Source organism: Paenibacillus sp. MDV22-iso6 (assembly GCF_058408365.1).
In genome coordinates this window covers 591,784-609,873 of sequence record NZ_JBZVDZ010000001.1, presented here as the reverse complement: position 1 = coordinate 609,873, position 18,090 = coordinate 591,784, and the positions used below count along the sequence as shown (strand labels likewise).

The 18,090-nt window shown below is 44.0% G+C and carries 20 protein-coding genes and 1 riboswitch; of the genes, 4 read left to right on the top strand and 16 right to left on the bottom strand.

Annotation, left to right across the window (positions count from 1 at the left end; all coding sequences use genetic code 11):
* Positions 1 to 9 precede the first annotated feature (9 nt).
* The 6 genes from AC4PM4_RS02620 to AC4PM4_RS02595 all read right to left on the bottom strand — a co-directional run bounded on the left by AC4PM4_RS02620 (position 10) and on the right by AC4PM4_RS02595 (position 6,405).
* Positions 10 to 816: a carbohydrate ABC transporter permease gene (locus AC4PM4_RS02620; RefSeq protein ID WP_062318999.1), complete on the bottom strand. Its 807-nt coding sequence runs from the start codon at positions 814 to 816 to the stop codon at positions 10 to 12.
* Positions 816 to 1,706, bottom strand: a complete 891-nt coding sequence (locus AC4PM4_RS02615) for a carbohydrate ABC transporter permease (RefSeq protein ID WP_076288454.1) — start codon at positions 1,704 to 1,706, stop codon at positions 816 to 818. The genes AC4PM4_RS02620 and AC4PM4_RS02615 overlap by 1 nt, the downstream gene beginning before the upstream one ends.
* 87 nt (positions 1,707 to 1,793) lie before the next feature.
* Positions 1,794 to 3,086, bottom strand: a complete 1,293-nt coding sequence (locus AC4PM4_RS02610; RefSeq protein ID WP_491612665.1) for an ABC transporter substrate-binding protein — start codon at positions 3,084 to 3,086, stop codon at positions 1,794 to 1,796.
* A 198-nt stretch (positions 3,087 to 3,284) separates the two neighbouring features.
* Positions 3,285 to 4,214, bottom strand: coding sequence for an ArsR/SmtB family transcription factor (locus AC4PM4_RS02605; protein WP_491612663.1), 930 nt, complete (start codon positions 4,212 to 4,214; stop codon positions 3,285 to 3,287).
* A gap of 311 nt (positions 4,215 to 4,525) precedes the next feature.
* Positions 4,526 to 5,788, bottom strand: a complete 1,263-nt coding sequence (locus AC4PM4_RS02600; protein ID WP_400344648.1) for a cytochrome P450 family protein — start codon at positions 5,786 to 5,788, stop codon at positions 4,526 to 4,528.
* 35 nt (positions 5,789 to 5,823) lie between these two features.
* Positions 5,824 to 6,405: a cysteine hydrolase family protein gene (locus AC4PM4_RS02595; protein ID WP_491612661.1), complete on the bottom strand. Its 582-nt coding sequence runs from the start codon at positions 6,403 to 6,405 to the stop codon at positions 5,824 to 5,826.
* A 129-nt stretch (positions 6,406 to 6,534) separates the two neighbouring features.
* Here AC4PM4_RS02595 and AC4PM4_RS02590 point away from each other — a divergent pair, with 129 nt between their 5' ends.
* Entirely contained in the window at positions 6,535 to 7,131 is a 597-nt protein-coding gene (locus AC4PM4_RS02590; protein ID WP_064638562.1) for a TetR/AcrR family transcriptional regulator, read from the top strand.
* Between the two features lie 91 nt (positions 7,132 to 7,222).
* Here AC4PM4_RS02590 and AC4PM4_RS02585 read toward each other — a convergent pair whose 3' ends face one another.
* Entirely contained in the window at positions 7,223 to 7,693 is a 471-nt protein-coding gene (locus AC4PM4_RS02585) for a GNAT family N-acetyltransferase (RefSeq protein ID WP_491612660.1), read from the bottom strand.
* An 86-nt stretch (positions 7,694 to 7,779) separates the two neighbouring features.
* Positions 7,780 to 8,955 (bottom strand): MFS transporter, encoded by a 1,176-nt coding sequence (locus tag AC4PM4_RS02580; RefSeq protein ID WP_090949777.1) that lies wholly within the window; start codon positions 8,953 to 8,955, stop codon positions 7,780 to 7,782.
* A 202-nt stretch (positions 8,956 to 9,157) separates the two neighbouring features.
* On the opposite strand from AC4PM4_RS02580, the gene AC4PM4_RS02575 reads away from it, so the two are divergent.
* On the top strand, positions 9,158 to 9,706 hold the full coding sequence (locus AC4PM4_RS02575; protein WP_090806175.1) for a TetR/AcrR family transcriptional regulator: 549 nt from the start codon (positions 9,158 to 9,160) through the stop codon (positions 9,704 to 9,706).
* A gap of 150 nt (positions 9,707 to 9,856) precedes the next feature.
* Here the strand turns inward: AC4PM4_RS02575 and AC4PM4_RS02570 are convergent, their stop codons facing one another.
* From AC4PM4_RS02570 to AC4PM4_RS02535, 8 genes are all read right to left on the bottom strand, one after another.
* On the bottom strand, positions 9,857 to 10,207 hold the full coding sequence (locus AC4PM4_RS02570; protein ID WP_063565128.1) for an MmcQ/YjbR family DNA-binding protein: 351 nt from the start codon (positions 10,205 to 10,207) through the stop codon (positions 9,857 to 9,859).
* 232 nt (positions 10,208 to 10,439) lie between these two features.
* Entirely contained in the window at positions 10,440 to 10,769 is a 330-nt protein-coding gene (locus AC4PM4_RS02565) for an antibiotic biosynthesis monooxygenase (protein ID WP_090806173.1), read from the bottom strand.
* A 174-nt stretch (positions 10,770 to 10,943) separates the two neighbouring features.
* Positions 10,944 to 12,323, bottom strand: coding sequence for a DEAD/DEAH box helicase (locus tag AC4PM4_RS02560; protein WP_090949771.1), 1,380 nt, complete (start codon positions 12,321 to 12,323; stop codon positions 10,944 to 10,946).
* A 177-nt stretch (positions 12,324 to 12,500) separates the two neighbouring features.
* Positions 12,501 to 12,815 carry a DMT family transporter gene (locus tag AC4PM4_RS02555; protein WP_064638568.1) on the bottom strand — a complete coding sequence of 105 codons (315 nt, stop codon included), beginning with the start codon at positions 12,813 to 12,815 and terminating at the stop codon, positions 12,501 to 12,503.
* Positions 12,812 to 13,153 (bottom strand): DMT family transporter, encoded by a 342-nt coding sequence (locus AC4PM4_RS02550; RefSeq protein ID WP_063565132.1) that lies wholly within the window; start codon positions 13,151 to 13,153, stop codon positions 12,812 to 12,814. The genes AC4PM4_RS02555 and AC4PM4_RS02550 overlap by 4 nt, the downstream gene beginning before the upstream one ends.
* A gap of 96 nt (positions 13,154 to 13,249) precedes the next feature.
* A riboswitch (guanidine-I (ykkC/yxkD leader) is annotated at positions 13,250 to 13,350 on the bottom strand.
* Positions 13,351 to 13,458: 108 nt separating this feature from the next.
* Positions 13,459 to 14,436: an aldo/keto reductase gene (locus AC4PM4_RS02545; RefSeq protein WP_400344640.1), complete on the bottom strand. Its 978-nt coding sequence runs from the start codon at positions 14,434 to 14,436 to the stop codon at positions 13,459 to 13,461.
* Positions 14,437 to 14,614: 178 nt separating this feature from the next.
* Positions 14,615 to 15,601: an aldo/keto reductase gene (locus tag AC4PM4_RS02540; RefSeq protein WP_170867787.1), complete on the bottom strand. Its 987-nt coding sequence runs from the start codon at positions 15,599 to 15,601 to the stop codon at positions 14,615 to 14,617.
* A 91-nt stretch (positions 15,602 to 15,692) separates the two neighbouring features.
* Positions 15,693 to 16,280, bottom strand: a complete 588-nt coding sequence (locus tag AC4PM4_RS02535; RefSeq protein WP_274566851.1) for an NAD(P)H-binding protein — start codon at positions 16,278 to 16,280, stop codon at positions 15,693 to 15,695.
* Between the two features lie 244 nt (positions 16,281 to 16,524).
* Here AC4PM4_RS02535 and AC4PM4_RS02530 point away from each other — a divergent pair, with 244 nt between their 5' ends.
* Complete coding sequence (locus tag AC4PM4_RS02530) at positions 16,525 to 17,442, top strand: AraC family transcriptional regulator (RefSeq protein ID WP_063565135.1); 918 nt, start codon at positions 16,525 to 16,527, stop codon at positions 17,440 to 17,442.
* Positions 17,443 to 17,623: 181 nt separating this feature from the next.
* Positions 17,624 to 18,082, top strand: a complete 459-nt coding sequence (locus AC4PM4_RS02525; RefSeq protein WP_063565136.1) for an OsmC family protein — start codon at positions 17,624 to 17,626, stop codon at positions 18,080 to 18,082.
* Positions 18,083 to 18,090: the final 8 nt, after the last annotated feature.

Sequence of the window (18,090 nt, the reverse complement as noted above, 5' to 3'; positions counted from 1 at the left end):
GAAAAAGTGTTAACCCTTAATACCAGACATGCTGATGCCTTTAACAATCTGTTTCTCAAAAATGATAAACAATATAATGATGGGAACAGAGGCCACTGCATTGATAACCATTGGTTTGACGTAATCTTCTGAATACTGACCCATTAGCGTTGGGATACCCATTGGCAGCGTAAACAGATTATCATCGGTTATGGAAAGGAATGGCCATAAGAAATTGTTCCACGAACCGATAAATGTCAGAATCGCCATCGATGCCATGGCCGGACGTGTCAAAGGCAGCATGATGCTGGTAAAGATTCGCCAAAAGCCTCCCCCGTCAATTTGCACACTCTCCAGCAGATCATTGGGAACCCCATCGAAGAAGCTTTTGAGCACTATGACAGCTACTGGTGAAGCCAAAGCAGGAATAATCAATCCACTGTATGAGTTCAGCAAATGCAAATCCTTGGCTACCTGATAGAGTGGAATAATGGTTGCTTCACCCGGAATCAGCAGCCCGCCAAGAATGAAGAAAAAAACAAATGTACGGAAACGAAACGGTACTTTGGACAGGGCAAATCCAGCCATGGCAGCGAAAATCACAGTCAATACGGTCACAACCACAGCGACGAACAGACTGTTAACCACCCACTGTGACAGCTTTGTCGTTGTCAGAATTTCGTTATAGACAGCAAGTGAATATGGCGGTTTAAACCAGTCCAGGACCGTAATAATCTTCATGCCTTCTTCTTTGATGGAGACCATCAGCATCCACACAAGTGGGGCCGCAAACATAACCGCCATCAACGCAGAACCTGTGCGATATAACCATTTCATCAGTATTCCGCCCCTTTCCGGTTAGTCATCCAGTATTGCAGCGCCGACAGCACCAGCAGGATCACGAATAAAATATAGGACATCGTTGCGGCATAGCCCAGATTATTGTTCTTGAATCCGGTCTGATAGATTAACTGAATAATCGGACGTGTCTGATCCAGCGGTCCCCCGCCTGTAATGACATAAATCTGCATAAAGACCTTGTAGGAAGCGATAATCTGCAACATGGTAATGGTTTTGGTCAGTGGCTTCAGATAAGGAAGAGTAATCCTCCAAAATATTTGTGTATCACTCGCACCATCGAGCCTTGCTGCTTCATAAATTTCATCCGGTATTTCCTGCATGGCGGAAAGATACAAAATAAAGTTAAATCCGACTGTCCACCACAAGGTAATTACGGTAATAACGACCCAGGCGAGCCCCGTTTCCGTCAGCCAGAATATTTCGGAATTTTGAGGCAATAACCTGACAAGATGCAGGACGGAATTGACGAATCCCGTATAAGGCTGAAATACGAATAAACCCAGATAAGCTGCGACGGCAACGGAGAGTACGCTTGGTATAAAGAAGATGATGCGGTAGAACTTTTGTAAAGACGATTTTCGGTTGGCAATCAAAGCCAGCAGAATCGCGAGTATAATCATGGTCGGTGTACTCAAGAAAACAAAGAAGGTTGAATGCCAGATCGCTTCCCAAACCTCTCTGTCCTGAAAAACTTTTCGGAAGTTATCCAGGCCAACAAAATCCATTTTCTTGATCAACGTCCATTTGTAGAAGGTCATCTCCACACCTTTAATCATGGGCCAGATCGTAAATAAACCATAAATAATTAAGAATGGAAGCAGAAATACCAGCGCTTGCATATCCGCTCTCATTTTTTTGATCTTCATATGCGTCTCCCCTTTGATTGGCACGCAAGCCGGCGATTTCTTGTCTAGAGATAGTGATTACGCAGGCTTGCGTGACCCGTCTTCCTTCTATTCGCTCAGTATTTTCTGAATGGCTGTCTCCATGTTGTTCATGGCATCCGCAGGAGTCATTTTGTTCATCCATACTTCATTCAAAAATTTAAAGGCAGCTTCATCGCGGATTTGTGCATTTTTGGTGGAATGTTTGCTGAATTTAACTACACTCGCAACTTCGGAATAATCACTGCGGTATGGCAGATCCTTGAATTCCTGTTTTTCCAGCACGGATGGCTTGGATGGAATATGTCCGGCTTTCGCCCACACCTGACCATTGTCAGCAACCCAGTCGGCGAAAGTCATCGCTGCTTTGCGTTTAGCCGGGTCCTCATCCTTAGTCAGTGGCAAAACAATGGTATGAGAATCTCCCCATGTTGCTTCCTGGTCGTAGAATTTCGGAATTGGCATAGCACCAAACTCAAGTCCTTTGGTGGATTCCCACGTTCCTGTCGTCCAGACCCCTGTCATGATAATTGCGGCTGTTCCACTTTGAAAATTTTTATAGAAATCTGGATCATTCTTCTTGATATAGCCTTCGGTATAAAGCTTCTGGATATAGTCAGCGGCTTTGATGCCTTTCTCTTTATCAATGGCTGCGGACTTCAGATCATCCGACACCACGTCGTTACCACCCAACTGGGAGTACAGCGACCACCACAGGCGGTAAGGGTCATCATTATTATTGGACAATGCAAACGGGGTCGTTTTGGCAGGCAACTTCTCCTTTAAAGTTTGAAGGAAACTCACAAACCCGTCAGCCGATTGCTCCAGAATCGGTTTTCCGTCTTCACCAAGCAAGCCTGCATCTTTTAACAATTTTTTGTTGTAGAACATGATAAAGGGATGCGTGTCAATGGGGACTGCATAATGTTGACCTTCTACAGTAACCGCATCCAAGAGATTCTGGTTATAAGTGCTCCAGTCCACACCTGCATCCGTAGCCGGAGTATCAAGCTCTGTGACAACCCCCTGATTGATCAGATCGGGCAGTCTGGAGGAATGGGAAATCCCAATATCGGGTCCATTGCCGTTACCCACAGCAGTTACGAGCTTCGTATAATACTCGCCCCAGGCCAATTTGGTATTCTTCACTTCAATGTCCGGATGGGTTTTGTTAAATTCATCGACCAATGTCTGCATGTTTGCGCCATCACCACCATCGAACAATGTCCAGAAGGACAATGTCACTTTTCCATCACCAGAGCCACTCTCACCCGCCTCATTACTGCCTCCGCTACATGCACTTAAAACGGTTGAGAATGAGAGCAATAATGTCAGTGCTAACCTGCCGATCTTCTTTTTCATGCGAGTATCCCCTTTACTCTAATTTGTAGATACAAACGATATAATTGTTTTATTACATTATTACTGTATCTATAGGGGATTATATAAGGGTAATTATTACTTGTCAACGCTTTCAAACATATTTAGTGTAATTATCAAATAAAAAAAGACCTTAGTTACATAATATCTGCAACCAAGGCCTTTCTTCCTCATCTCATTCTAATGAACAGCATAATGTACAGTCATCTTGATATTTTGGTCATAATCTCCAAATTGTCTCCCAAAGAGATTTACGCCTCCTTGATGAACCGCATCCGGCTTCATACCGATCCGCACCCTTAACTTATGGCTGTTTTGAAGGTTAAGCTGAGCCAGATCCACTGCTGAAATTTTCTCCATATCCAGCGTCGTCTTATTTTTATCCACCCGCCATGTCTTTAATAAACCATACTGTGTTGACCATTCAAACCACCACGCCGGGTTGAGCTTTCCGCGCCGATCTCCAAAGTCACCAGGACATGTCCACATACCAATTTCCACACCGTTAATCCATACGGAGATATCGGAAGGCCAATTATGATCATAGTTTGGCGCTTCAGAACATATTTCCATGGACAATTCCAGCGATTCGATTACCGCTTCTGCCGGAATCTCCAGTGGCATCAAATATTCGACATATCCCTTACGAAACCACATAATCTGCGCTCCGACATGCTTCGGATGATAAAAGCTGGCGGGTTCATCCTCACGAATAATCATGCCCTCGCCATTCGCCATGCCGCAAGTGGGTGACACTTCACAATCACTATAATGACCGATAGGCATATCCACTTCGTATACCTGAATGTCGCCTTTGGGTATTGCTTTCTCCAGATTAAGAGCAATATGAATATCATCGTAATTGCGGCTGCATACCTTCATCGCCCCGCGAGAGGCAGGCAGCAGTTCGGTATTAATCAGCCTTGCTGCTTCCAAAACCTTGATGTTGCTGGCTACTGTGGATACGGGAAGTTTGAGAGCTTCCGCGATTTCAACGATATTCAGGTTTTGCGAGATCAATAGTCGGAGAATATCCACTCTGGATCGAGTCGATAACGCATGCGTGACCTTGACCAGTTCATCCGGATTATCAAAACTCAGCTCAAGCATTCGTTCACCACCTCTTATGTATTTATGAAACAGGAAATTTAAACGTAAAGTTTAATTCAGTCGATAATATTGTAACAAATCATTTATTTTGTATCAAATTGCTTTTTACTTCATCATTCTTCTTCGTTTTTCATACAATTTCCGGGTAATGTGCGATGATCAATCTAGCATAATATCAAACAGCTTTATTCCTGGAGTGTTGCCTATCGTCATAAAACTTATAGCCTAACCCAAGAAATCCGCCAAACATGGCGGATTTTTTGGGTATATATTTTTTTCTTGCCGATAGAAGCTAGCTCTAACTCTTGCTGCTAAAATGCGACAGGTAAGGCAGCCAGGCTCTGCGAACTTAGCGCCAAATGCCACTCAATGTTTTCCCGAGGAATATTAAGTCGCAGATTAGGCATGCGTCTTAACAATGTTGTAAAGGCGATATCTCCCTCCACACGAGCAAGTGGAGCTCCCAAGCAGGAATGAATGCCATGACCAAAAGCCAGATGACGATTAATATGACGTGTAACATCCAGATCCTCTGGCTGTTCAAATTGAAGTTCATCCCGATTGGCTGATTTCAGCACGGGGATGACCATATCTCCCTTTTTGATCTGTTGCCCTGCCAGCTCTATATCCTGAGTCGCAAAACGAGGTCCAGCAATGGTTGCAGGCCCGTTAAAACGCAGCAATTCTTCAACAGCAGAAGGTGCCAGACTAAGATCAGCCTTAAGCTTCTCCAATTGTTCAGGATGATCCAATAACATCATTGCACCCGTAGCAATCAGATTGGATGTCGTCTCATGGCCAGCAAAGATCAATAACGTAATCATGGATAGCAGTTCTGGTTCACTTAGTCGATCGCCCTCTTCTTCTATAGCAATCAATTGACTGATCAAATCATCCGCAGGATGTTTGCGTTTCTCAGCTACCAGTTGTGCGGTATAGTCACCGAAGGCTTTGAGGTGTTCCTCCACTCCTGGTTCACGCACTCCGAGGCCCAGACCGTGTGCAATCGCGGAGGACCAGGTCTGGATTTGCGAGCGATCTGCTTTAGGTACTCCCAGCATATCGGATATCACATGAATCGGTAAGGGAAAGGCGTAGTCCTTGACCAAGTCCATCTCACCCTGGGATTGAACCTGATCCAGTAATTCATCAGCGATCTGCTGCACACGTGGACGAAGACTTTCCATATATTTGGGGGTAAAGGCTTTGGAGACCAGTCGACGTAATCTCCGATGATCAGGATCATCTACAGAGAGCATTGATTTTCCGGTAAAGAACGTTGGAGGAGCATCTGGATCTACGTTTTCCACATAGGCTTTCAGAATATTCTCATTGCCGTCGATGGAGAGTGGGTCTACCGTGAAGTGGGCATGATCTTTGAGTACCTGTGACGCTTCTTCCATTCGTGTGACCAACCACTGCCCGCGATTTGTACCACCCATTGGCAAGGATACTGGAATAACAGGACCTGTTTCACGCAATTGCTTGATCAGTGAAAACGGATTTTCACCACTTTCCCCACTAAACAGGCTCAGTGCTGCTTTTTGTGAAACATTAAGATCTAACTCACTCATAATTACCATCCCTTCGCTTCGACCATTTTATTGGTTTACATTAATGAATTTATCCAATCATCTACTGTCATTACATCAGCTTGTTTGGGGAATACGCTCTCTACTAGAACTCGATGAACTTCAGGGTCCCTATCCAGACAAGCATCAGAAAGTACAGTCAGCGCGTAATCCTTATCCGCCCCCTCACACAAGGTAGACAGCACTACTCCACTTGTTGCGATACCGCTAAGAATAAGTGTATTAATGCCATGGGATTGAAGAAGGTTTTCCAGGTTGCTTCCTGAGAATCCACTGACGCGGAACTTGTCCACAATGTGCTCTCCTGGAAGCGGCTGTACCGATTCGTGAATGTCCATTGCCATTTTCATCGCCGGATTGGCTGCGTTCTCTCCACCACGGCTCGACTTTTTTCCAAACAATTTGTTGCGCTCACTGATTGGAGGGGAATCCTGGCGATGACCAACCTTCACAAAAATCACAGGTACGTTATGTCTGCGAGCTGCTTCTATCGCTTTCTGAAAAGGGAACAGTGCATCCTCGTGCTTCGCATATTGCGATACAATGATGTTCTGCATATCCATGACCAGAAGTGCAGCTTGGTTATGATGACTCTCCATGGGTTGCACATTCCTCTCGTTTTGATTAAGATTAAAAGGAGAACTCTCCGCTTAACCTCTTCTTGATATTAAACGGAGGGTTCTCCCCTTGTCAAATTTTGGACGTTGAAGGATAGGAAGTGACAGACAGTGGATAAAACCAATACAACCTCTCGTTCGGAGCGACGGGATGCTGCCGAGAATCGCCAACGTATCTTGGATGTGGCTAGCACATTATTCGAGCTGCACGGCGTGGAGCGGGTCAGCATGAATCAGATCGCTTCCGAAGCGCAGATTGGAGCGGGTACCTTATACCGCCGATACCGCAATAAAAGTGAGTTATGTATGGACTTGATCAAAGATAACGCAGCGCTGTTCTTCGATGATGTGGAGATATATTTGCAGGAAAACGCACAGTATCCACCAACTGAGCGATTGCGGGGTCTGCTGACGTTGTTTATCCAGTTTAGAGAGAAAAATGCGGAGCTGCTCTCGGGCATCGAGAATGCAGTATATCAAGGATCAGAGTCCAGAACCTCAAGTCCTCTTTATGACCAATTGCATCAACAGCTATTTGGATTATTCGAAGAGATGGCAACAGAGAGCGACGAATCGCAGGCCATCAGCTTGTTCAAAACGGACATGCTTCTGACTGCCATGAGTAATGATTCGTATCTGTTTCAAAAAAACGTACGCGGCAACTCTCCTGACCGCATTGTAGAGCAGCTCTGTTTGACGTTTCTTTAACGTAAATGGGTATATAAAATGCTCAAAAAGCCTAATTCATCGTCGGCAATCTGCCGCTTGAACTAGGCTCTTTGAGCATGAGTTGTGGAATTTATAATGTTTTGATATACCATGCATCACAAGCAAAATGCTCCGTTGCATTTAACGGTTCTTCTAAAGGAATAAAACCGTTCTTGATATAGAACTTGTTGGCTGCAACCATATTGTTAAGCGTCTCAAGATAACATTGTTCATAGTGTTCATTGGCAAAATCAAGGGAAATCCGAAGCAATTCATAGGAGATTCCGGTACCTCGTGCTTCTTTTAAGGCATACATCTTCTGCAATTCACAAATATGTGAAAATCCCTCCACGGGTCCGATACCGCAGCCAGCTACAACGGTTGAGTTATGCTCAACCACCCAATACCTGGAGCCCTCGCGTTGATAAAGATGATAAAAATCGCCCAGATTCGGATCAGCCCACGCTGTCCCAGATTTATTGGCCCCGAATTCGATCAAACAACTTCGAATCAGAGACTCTACTTCTTGATTATCTCTTTCTTCTATCTCTCTAATGAACATGCAGTAAGCCTCCGCATCCTGAAATAATTGCTGCTCTTAACTGCACAAATTATACTACAAATTTGATTTAACACACTACCATTCAACTACAATGAAACGGAATCACTCGTTTTGGCAGGCAGTGTCTGTTTGATTTTCAACAACCGTCTTACGTAGATCATAAAAAGCAGAAAAGAAACCAGGACCGACAAGGCACTAACCATAAACAATATATGATAGCTCATGTATTCAGAGACCAGACCCAAGACCATCGCACCCAGTCCGATACCGAGATCAGTCGCCGTTGAAAAGAAAGCATTGGCTGCCCCTTTCCGATCCTCGGGGGCAAGGCGGAGCGTTATGGCCTGAAGAGCTGGCTGAGCGGAACCAAAGCCGATCCCGTACAGAACTGCTGAAGCGAGCACGCCAAGCAAACTGGTTGCAAAGCTAAGCACGATCAAAGCAATGATCGTAATGATAAGCGCCGGGAGAATGACCGCTGTCTCTCCTTTCTTATCGGACAGCTTTCCCGCAATGGGCCGGGATAGTGCAAGTGTCGCGGCATAGACCAGAAAGAATGTGCCGGAATTGACTTTGATCTGCTCCGCAAACAAGGGCACAAATGTAGTAATTCCCCCATATGCAATGAAAAGAAAAAAGATTGGCGCCATCACAGGCAGGACTGATTTTTCGAAGATTTGGATTTTCTTTCTGTCCGTATGTGGTTGAAATGGCATTTTGGCTCCTAGCGTCAAAAGCAGGGCCACGACGGACAAACCAACAGCAAAGAGAAACATCGTCTGATATGATGTGCCTTGCATAATCCCCAGACCAATCATGGGGCCAACCGCCATTGCCAGCGTCATGGAGGTGCTAAAACACCCCATACCTTCCCCGCGCCGAGCCGATGGAATCATGTCAGTCACAGCTGTCATCATGGAAGTTGTGGATACAGCCCAGCTCATTCCATGCACGATACGAAGTCCAATCAGCATGATAATTCCACCAACCCAGTTGTACATGTACATCGCCAATATAAATAAAATCAACCCTCCGATCATAAACGGACGTCTGCCGAATCGATCCAGTAGTCCACCAACAAAAGGACGAAGGATGACGGAAGATAACATTAAAGCTCCCATAGCCAAGCCCACCTGTTTTTCATTGCCACCCATCTCTTTAATGAAAAGTGGCAGTGTGGGATACAGCATATAAAATGCAGTAAATAAAAAAAGCAAACCCAGCGTCATTAGAATAAATGACTTTGTCCATAAACGTTGCATCATTCATCCCCCACTCTAGTTATGAAATCTATGTTTTGACCTGTTTTTGTATAAAAACAAATATTGATATATTAATGAACATCTGTTAATAATTATAGACAGAATAAGAAAGCTTACCATTGTTAATTGAACGCGTTTCGTTAATTAGTGAACATTAAACATAAATTTGTTTATTATCTTTAGAAAGTTTGGTGAGAATCACATGACCAAAGTGGATCGAAGAATTCGAAAATCACAAGAAGCCATCAAAGCAGCAGTGATTGAATTGATGTCAGAAAAAAATTTCGATGATATTACTCTACAGGATATTTCCGATAGAGCGGACGTTAGCAGAGGCACCATTTATCTGCACTACGTCGATAAGTATGATCTGTTGGACAAGCTCATTGACGGGCATATCCAAGAATTAAGTGAAATTTGTCATTCGGTTTCCGACTTGGAATGGAAAGAATCCATCGTTCCCTGGTTTACCTATTTGGAACAGAATTACTTGTTCTTCTCGACGATGATGGCCAGTAAGGGAGCGGGACAATTCCGCAACCGCTTGGTTGAATTTCTTAATGAGGATTTTAAGGAGGAAGTACACTTATCTCAGGCCAGAAAATCCGGATTAAGTGAGGATATCATTCTCCAATATGTGGTCATGTCTTATGTGGGGGTCGTTGAGTGGTGGATCAAGAACGAAATGCCCCATCCACCCGAAGTCATGTCTGAGCAATTAGGAGAATTAATCAAAATGAATTTGGGATAACGTGCAATGTGCACGTAACTAAAATAGCGGTAGTCTCAGGATACGAAGTTAACACCCTGGGACTACCGCTATTACTTTTCAAAAAAAGCTGATTTTTCTGCAATTGGCGCCGACCACCTGCTGTCTAAATTGTTATTGCATGTGGTCTAATTAAGATATGGATTCCAAAAGACTCTTGGACAGCGTTTTGACAACCAAATCGTACGAATGATCAATCATGACAAAGATATCCTGCTCCGACAAGGAGCCATCTAGAATAATGGTATTCCAATGCTTTTTGTTCATATGATACCCCGGTTGAACGGCTTCATGCTGCTCTCTCAGGTTTTCGGCAATGATCGGATCACATTTTAAGTTCAAGCGAACGTTTTCCGCCTTGTCCTCAAAAATAAGCGCAAACATTTTCCCTGCAATTTTCATAGCAACAGGATCGGCTCCGAAGGGATAATCCTTTGTTGCACCTTTTTTCTTCAAACAGTACTCTATAATCTTATTCTTCAATTCAGTATCTCTCCTTTGCGCAGAAGACAACAACTTTCCCTACCCAATCTAATGATACCGAATGTACGTTTGCATGTAAATATCAAGCATTTCATTTTCAACTATTCTTCCTGTATCACAGGCATCATCTTCTCAGACAGCTTCCTTGATCGCTACGCAACTTATATGGACATACAACAAAAAAAACCGACTCCATGAAATAATTCATGAAATCGGTTTTTCATCATTCGAACTATGCATTCGATACTCTAGCTGTCTTCACTTTCTGTACTTCGTACATATTTACCGTAGTGCTAATCAGATACTCGGGTTTCTCCTGTCCTCTTTTCTCCTTATGACCTTTAATATGCACATCGCTTTTCTCCCAATTCTTCCAGTCTTCTTCCGACTCCCAACGAATCAGCACCATCACTTCTTCGTGTTCTTTACTCTTTTTGTTAACCATTACACTGAAATCAATCATTCCCGGCATTTCTTCTACAGGGCTAGGGGCACTGAAACGTTCCACCAGTTTATGACTATGGCCCTTTTCGACTACCATAACGCGAGTTTGAATGAACATGAATTACGCCTCCTGATTGCCTCAAGTCACTACTTGGATACAATGGCCTTGGGACATTTTTTAAGTTCCTCTCTATTATTCTATTCTTATTGAAAATGATTATCAATATCGTATCGATTTTGTGTTCATAAAAAAACCTCCTCCACGAAATGGAGAAGGCATTTGCTCGTTATTTTAGAGAGCTTTATTCACTTTGCTGCTCTTTGGTTTACTGTGACTTGTACTATTGTGGTTTGGTTTACTGCTATTTGGCTTACTACCGTTTGGCTTACTGTGATTAGCTTTACCGCTCTTCTTAAACCACTCGGATTTAGGTTTGCGAGCCGGATTCGCTTTTGACTTCGCGGGTTTATCGGCTGCAGATTTATGAGGTGCAGACTTCGATGTTTGATTCGATTTTACAAAAGCAGGCACACTTGTCATCGGATAAGGATGATTTTTCACTTCAGGAATGGTCTTCTTGATTACTTTCTCGATATCCTTCAGGAACGGAAGCTCTTCCTTTTCACAAAAGGAAATCGCCATTCCGCTATGCCCTGCTCTACCTGTACGGCCAATTCGGTGGACATACGTTTCCGGAATATTAGGAAGGTTGAAGTTGATTACATGTGACAGCTCTTCAACATCAATGCCCCTTGCCGCTATATCCGTCGCCACCAGTACTCGTGTAACTCCACTTTTGAAATTATTCAAGGCTCTTTGACGCTCATTTTGAGATTTGTTGCCATGAATGGCCTGAGCCGTAATATTCACTTTGGACAAATCGCGAGTTACACGGTCAGCTCCACGCTTTGTACGAGTGAATACCAATGCCGAAACAATAGATTTATCCTGCAAGATATGATTCAACAGACTCTGTTTTTTGCCATTTTCTAATAAATACACAGACTGTTCAATTCGATCCACTGTGGAGGAGACGGGTGTAATTTCTACTTTTACCGGATCAACGAGCAGTGTTTTTACCATTTTTGTGATTTCAGGAGGCATTGTAGCTGAGAAGAATAACGTCTGTTTCTTGCTCGGCATCTTCGCAATGATTCGCTTCACATCATGAATGAAGCCCATATCCAACATGCGGTCTGCTTCATCAAGAACCAGTATTTGCACATGTTTCAGATCAATACGCTTTTGATTGACCAAGTCAATCAGTCTACCGGGCGTTGCAATAATAATATCTGCACCTTGATTGAGCGCACGCTCCTGGACTTTCTGTGAAACGCCACCAACGATTGCGGCACAACGAATATCGGTAAAACGGCTATATGCCTTAATATTATCTGAAATCTGAATCGCAAGTTCTCTTGTTGGTGTTAAAATCAATGAGCGAATATGGCGTGCGGCTTTGGGACCGTTCGACTTTTCGCTTAATAACTGAATGATAGGCACAGAAAATGCTGCCGTCTTGCCTGTACCTGTTTGCGCACAGCCAAGTAAATCTCTGCCTGCCAATACGGCCGGAATCGCCTGTTCCTGTATAGGTGTAGGGGCAGTATAGTTTGCTTTGCTTAAGCCTTCCAAAATTGCGGGTATAATATTCAAGTCTTTAAATGTCATTAGGTCTCCTTAATTTACGCAACAAATATTCATTTGACGTATATCTCATTTCAAAACGTAACACATAAGGATAACATTAAAAAGCACTTCTGTATATCATATTTTGAAAATTCAGCCCTGGATGCCATTTTGGTTGAACATACATTAGCTCTGAACAAACGATGAAACATCAATCTATTAACTTACCAGTTTCAACCCTACTGCTGATCCAAGCACCATGGCAATAAACAGAATTCTTAACGCATTTCGAGGTTCCCCATAAAATATCATGCCGAGAATAGCTCCCCCGGAAGCGCCGATTCCCGTCCATACGGCGTATGCCGTTCCCATCGGAAGAGTCTTCATCGCAAGTGATAGGAACAGGAAGCTTAGTCCAAAACCTGCAACCAACAGTATGATTGACATCAGGTTACGATCTTTGTGCAATTTATTAATCATCAAAACGCCAATCATTTCAAAGACACCTGCCAAAATAAGAAATACCCAATTCATGATTCATGTACCTCCTTTGTTTTTCCTTTGCTAAGCATTTTAAGACCGATTACGCCCAGTAAAAGAACCCCAATGAGCAGCATTTTCCCGGATTGAATCGCCGCATCAAACAATATAATCTCTGCCAGTACAGTCCCTGCTGTACCCAGTCCAACGAATACCGCATATACAGTCCCTACATCAAGTGAGCGGGAAGCCGCAATCATCAAGGTGAAACTGACAATAATCGCGATCAGTGTAGCCCCCCACTCCAGAAAACCACTGGCATGTTTCAATCCAATGACCCAACCGACCTCAAATAAAGCTGCAATAACGACGGACAACCATGTTTTGTTCATTTCTGTCACACTCCTTATCAAATTTTGCTACGTGTATTATTAGTTACATGAAGCCAAAATAAAAAAGCCCGGGAAACAAACTGCATTAAGCAGTTCATCTCCCAGGCTTTTGTCCCTCCGTGACACAACCAATAGGCTGTGAGTTTTCTCTCGGACCAGACCGACATAACTGTCGCGGAACCCTAGAAAACATTTGAGTATTTTGATGTGACTCCAATTATACACAATTCTTTTTGATTGGCAACCCTTTGGCACATTGTAATTTAAGTAGGATAACCTTTTTCCGTTACTGGGATAGAGGGAACTTACATGCCGTATATTTTGTGTGGTACGTAGTATTCCTCCAAGCTTGCAATCTCCTGCGCATCTAGCTTCACGGACAAGGCTGTTACGGCATCCTCCAGATGATGTTCTTTTGTTGCACCAACAATTGGTGCGGTGACACCTTCTTTTTGCAATACCCATGCCAGTGCAACGGTTGCTCTGGAAACACCTCGTTTGTTCGCAATATCAGCGACAGTCTCCACTATTTTACGATCGGCATCAACCATTCCCGCAGCAAGTCGGTCTCCTGCTTCGTCGTTCGATGAACGGGCTGTTTTCTCATCCCAATCCCGAGTAAGACGCCCTTTGGCAAGAGGACTCCATGGAATTACACCCACTCCCTCTTCACGACAGAGAGGCAGCATTTCCCGCTCTTCTTCCCGATACATCAGATTCAATAGATTCTGCATGGAGACAAATGGGGTCCAGCCGTTGCGTTCCGCCGTATGCTGAGCCTTCATAAACTGCCAGGCGTACATTGAAGAAGCTCCTATATAACGGACTTTCCCCGCCTTAACAACATCATGAAGGGCCTCCATCGTTTCTTCTATTGGAGTACTGCTGTCCCATCGATGGATCTGATACAGATCCACATAATCGGTGCCTAGGCGCTTCAAGCTGTTATCAATCTCATTCATAATGGCTTTTCTCGACAAACCTGCACCATTTGGCCCCGGCTTCATGCGGAAGTAAACCTTTGTTGCAATAACAACCTCATCACGACGAGCAAAATCCTTCAACGCACGACCCACGATTTCTTCGCTTGTACCATCCGAATAGACGTTGGCTGTATCAAAGAAGTTAATACCCAAGTCCAGCGCTTTTTGGATAAAAGGACGACTCTCTTCCTCATTCAACGACCATGGAGCGATTCCGCGTTCAGGGACTCCATAACTCATGCAACCAAGACATAATCTCGAAACGTCCAGTCCGGTACGACCCAGTTTTACATATTCCATAATCAAACACTCCTTTATGAAGTTAATTTTATCCAATAACTGAGATACAATTCTTTGAAAATCGGATTCTCTTCCCATTTGATCTGGGACTCCAATCTCTCGATTACAATTTGTTTCACTTGGTTAGATAAGCGTTTACTTAACCTTTCCACCCATCTTTCTGGCATACTAAAATGGATCAAAGACCCGTTCTTCTCTCCAATTCTTCCGTATATCTAGAACCCATCAGGGTGATTTTTGAAGCTGCTTCATTAATGCTCTGTACATCTTCGGGTGTAAGTTCAATGTCCGCCGCACCCATATTTTCTTTGAGACGACTTGACTTGCGCGTTCCCGGGATCGGTACAATCCATGGTTTTTGGGCCAGCAACCAAGCAAGTGCGATTTGCGCAGGGGTAGCTTGCATCTTCTCCGCCTTCTCTTTCAACAGATCAACCAGCACTTGATTGGCCTCGAGCGCCTCGGGCGTGAAGCGTGGCAGAATATTACGCAAATCCCCCTGATCAAACGTTGTTTTTGCATTAAAACTTCCCGTGAGATATCCTTTACCCAAAGGACTAAAAGGGACAAACCCAATACCGAGCTCCTCAAGCGCTGGAATCAGTTCTTCTTCCGGACGTCTCCACCATAAGGAATATTCGCTCTGAACAGCAGCGACTGGCTGAACGGTATGCGCACGTCGAATCGTGTTCACGCCAGCTTCCGATAACCCCCAATGCTTCACTTTACCTTCTCGAATCAGATCCTGCACGGCTCCGGCAACCTCTTCAATCGGCACATCCGGATCAACACGGTGCTGGTAAAACAAATCAATTGCCTCGATCTTAAGTCGTTTAAGAGACTCTTCAGCAACTTTCCTGATCTGCTCAGGACGGCTATTCATCCCGCTCTGTTTGCCACCTTGAATGTCAAATCCGAACTTTGTCGCTATGACAACCTGATCACGTACAGGGGAAAGTGCTTCGCCGACGAGTTCTTCATTGATATATGGACCATAGACTTCGGCGGTATCAAAGAAAGTTACACCGCGTTCAACAGCTTCCCGTATGACCGCGATCATCTCCGTTTTGTCCGAAGCCGGACCATACCCGTAGCTCATTCCCATACAACCAAGCCCAATTGCCGAAACTTCTAACCCGCTATTTCCCAGTGTTCGTTTTTGCATCATATAACTTCCTTTCTTCATTCAAATGATGTGAATGTGAATGTGAACTAATGTACATGAATTTATTATCTCCATTTAGGAGTACACTGAATTAATGGGGTTTACTCACACCAAGACTGCGTCGTATTTCCAGTTCTGGTGACTCTGCCAGCTTAACCACCAGAGCGGCCACGCTTTTGCAGGATACTTCGCTTCCTTTGAAAGGCTCGCCTTTCTGGGTTATTTCATAATCAATCTCGTTTGATCTGGTAAACCACGCTGGCCGTAAGACTGTATAATCTAGATCTGAAGCTTCAACAATGGAAGCTGCTTTACGATAAGGGTCCAATATACTGCTGTACTTCTGTCCAGGCAATTCATCGTAGATCCCCATAGAACTGATAAAAATTAGTCGTTTCACTCCTGCAGATTTCATCGTTTCCACGATGGTTCTGGCGTACTGTTCCAGATCACCTGCAAGATTGACATAGACAACGTCCACGCCATTCATGGCGTCTTTCAATTTGACTTGATCCATCACGTCACCGTCGATCACACGCGCACGATTCGAATCGATATTTCCAAGCCTGCTGGATTTCCGCAAATAGAGTGTTAGCCTGACATCGGTTTCCTTGAGAAACAAGTCTATCGCTTCGCGGGCGATTTGACCGTTGGCACCCAAAACTAATACATGACTCATTCCCATACCTCCTTTTGTTCAGGATAAATTTTCTGCTTTCGTAGAAGTACTACAGGTTTGCTGGCTGATTGCCTTTTTGCGTCCCCTTGCTTGATTCTGCGAGCATAATATTATTATGCCGAACTGAAGGAGCGAAGCGGTATATCATTTGTCTTAATTGATTGCCTGATCCTCTCAGTCCCACTTTTGTCTAAGGTCGTTAAGTCTTATAATTAAGCAAGAACAACTTGCAAGGAGGATATGTATGTCCGATAACGCAGTGCAGCAGAAACAGGAACTCACCGAACTAATCAAGCGCCATTCCATTCATAACAGCTCTAAGGAAACGGTAATCCCTTCCCTGTATGTCTATCAGCATTCCAGCATAAGTGAGCCTGCTTACAGGGTTTACAAGCCTTCCTTTTGTGTGATCGTTCAAGGCTTGAAAGAAATCTTGCTGGCACAGGAAAGATTCGAATACGGACCATCCAATTATCTAATTGCTTCCATGAACCTTCCAGTGATTGGTCAGATTATAAAAGCATCCACTGATATGCCTTACCTGAGTCTGAAGCTTGAGTTTACACAGAACCAGATTCTTGAAGTACTGAATGAATGTAATATTAAGGTCACGTCTAAAGAAAACGCCAGACGCGCCCTATTTGTTGGACAGATGGAGCCCTCCATTCAAGATGCTGTACTTCGATTGGTTCGGCTGCTGGATACACCAGGAGAAATCCCGTTCCTTGCCCCACTCTATACGCGGGAGATCCTGTACCGGCTTTTGCAGGGACCTTATGGAGCTGAACTGGCCCAGATTGCAGTGGAAGGCAGCAGTAGCTACCGGATTCGGGAAGCCATTGAGCATATTGTTCGACATTGGGAGCAGCCTTTTCGAATCGAAGATCTTGCGGAGACAGCCAATATGAGTGTGTCCTCGTTCCATCGACATTTCAAAGAAATTACCGCCATGAGCCCACTTCAGTTTCAGAAGCAGCTGAGGCTTCAGGAAGCACGTCGTCTCCTTATGGCTGAGTCAGCTGATGCTGCGGATGTAGCATTCCGGGTTGGTTACGAGAGTGCGTCGCAATTCAGCCGGGAGTACTCCCGCATGTTCGGCGCGCCGCCGAGAGCAGATATCAAACGTTTGAAGGAAAAATATGATCATGTTATGAGTGAATAAGTACACCGGCTGAGAAGTTGAAATGTTAGGGAAATGGATAGCATTAGGCTATCCATTTTTTAATTTAAAGAGTGAATATCTAATTCTATTCCCATCCTTATATTGACAACTTGTGATTCATGGAACTATAATCCATACTAAACCAAGTTACATACAATGTTTTATAAAGGAGAGGTATCGGATGGCTAATGTTCAGACTTTCAAAGCTACTGCACACCTACAAGATGGGGTTAAAGTAATCACCAAAGCAAGACAATTCGAACTGATCATCGATGAGCCAACAAACCTCGGTGGTACGGATACAGGAATGAATCCTGTAGAAGCTTTACTTGCCTCCCTTGGCGCATGTCAATCCATTGTGGCCCGGGTCTATGCATCCAAATTCGATGTCGTCCTTGATGATTTCAGAGTTGAAGTTGAAGGTGAACTGGATCTTGACGGATTTTTTAACCGATCTGATGTACGCCCCGGTTATTCCGATATCCGATACACGTTTTATATCAAAACCAGCTCATCTGAAGAAAAAGTTGAATCATTTGTACAATTTCTAGAAAGTAAATGTCCTGTGGGTGATACGATTTCCAATCCGGTGAATACCAAGCTCAATCGCGTCATTATCGAAAATGGGATATCATTGTAACAAAACGA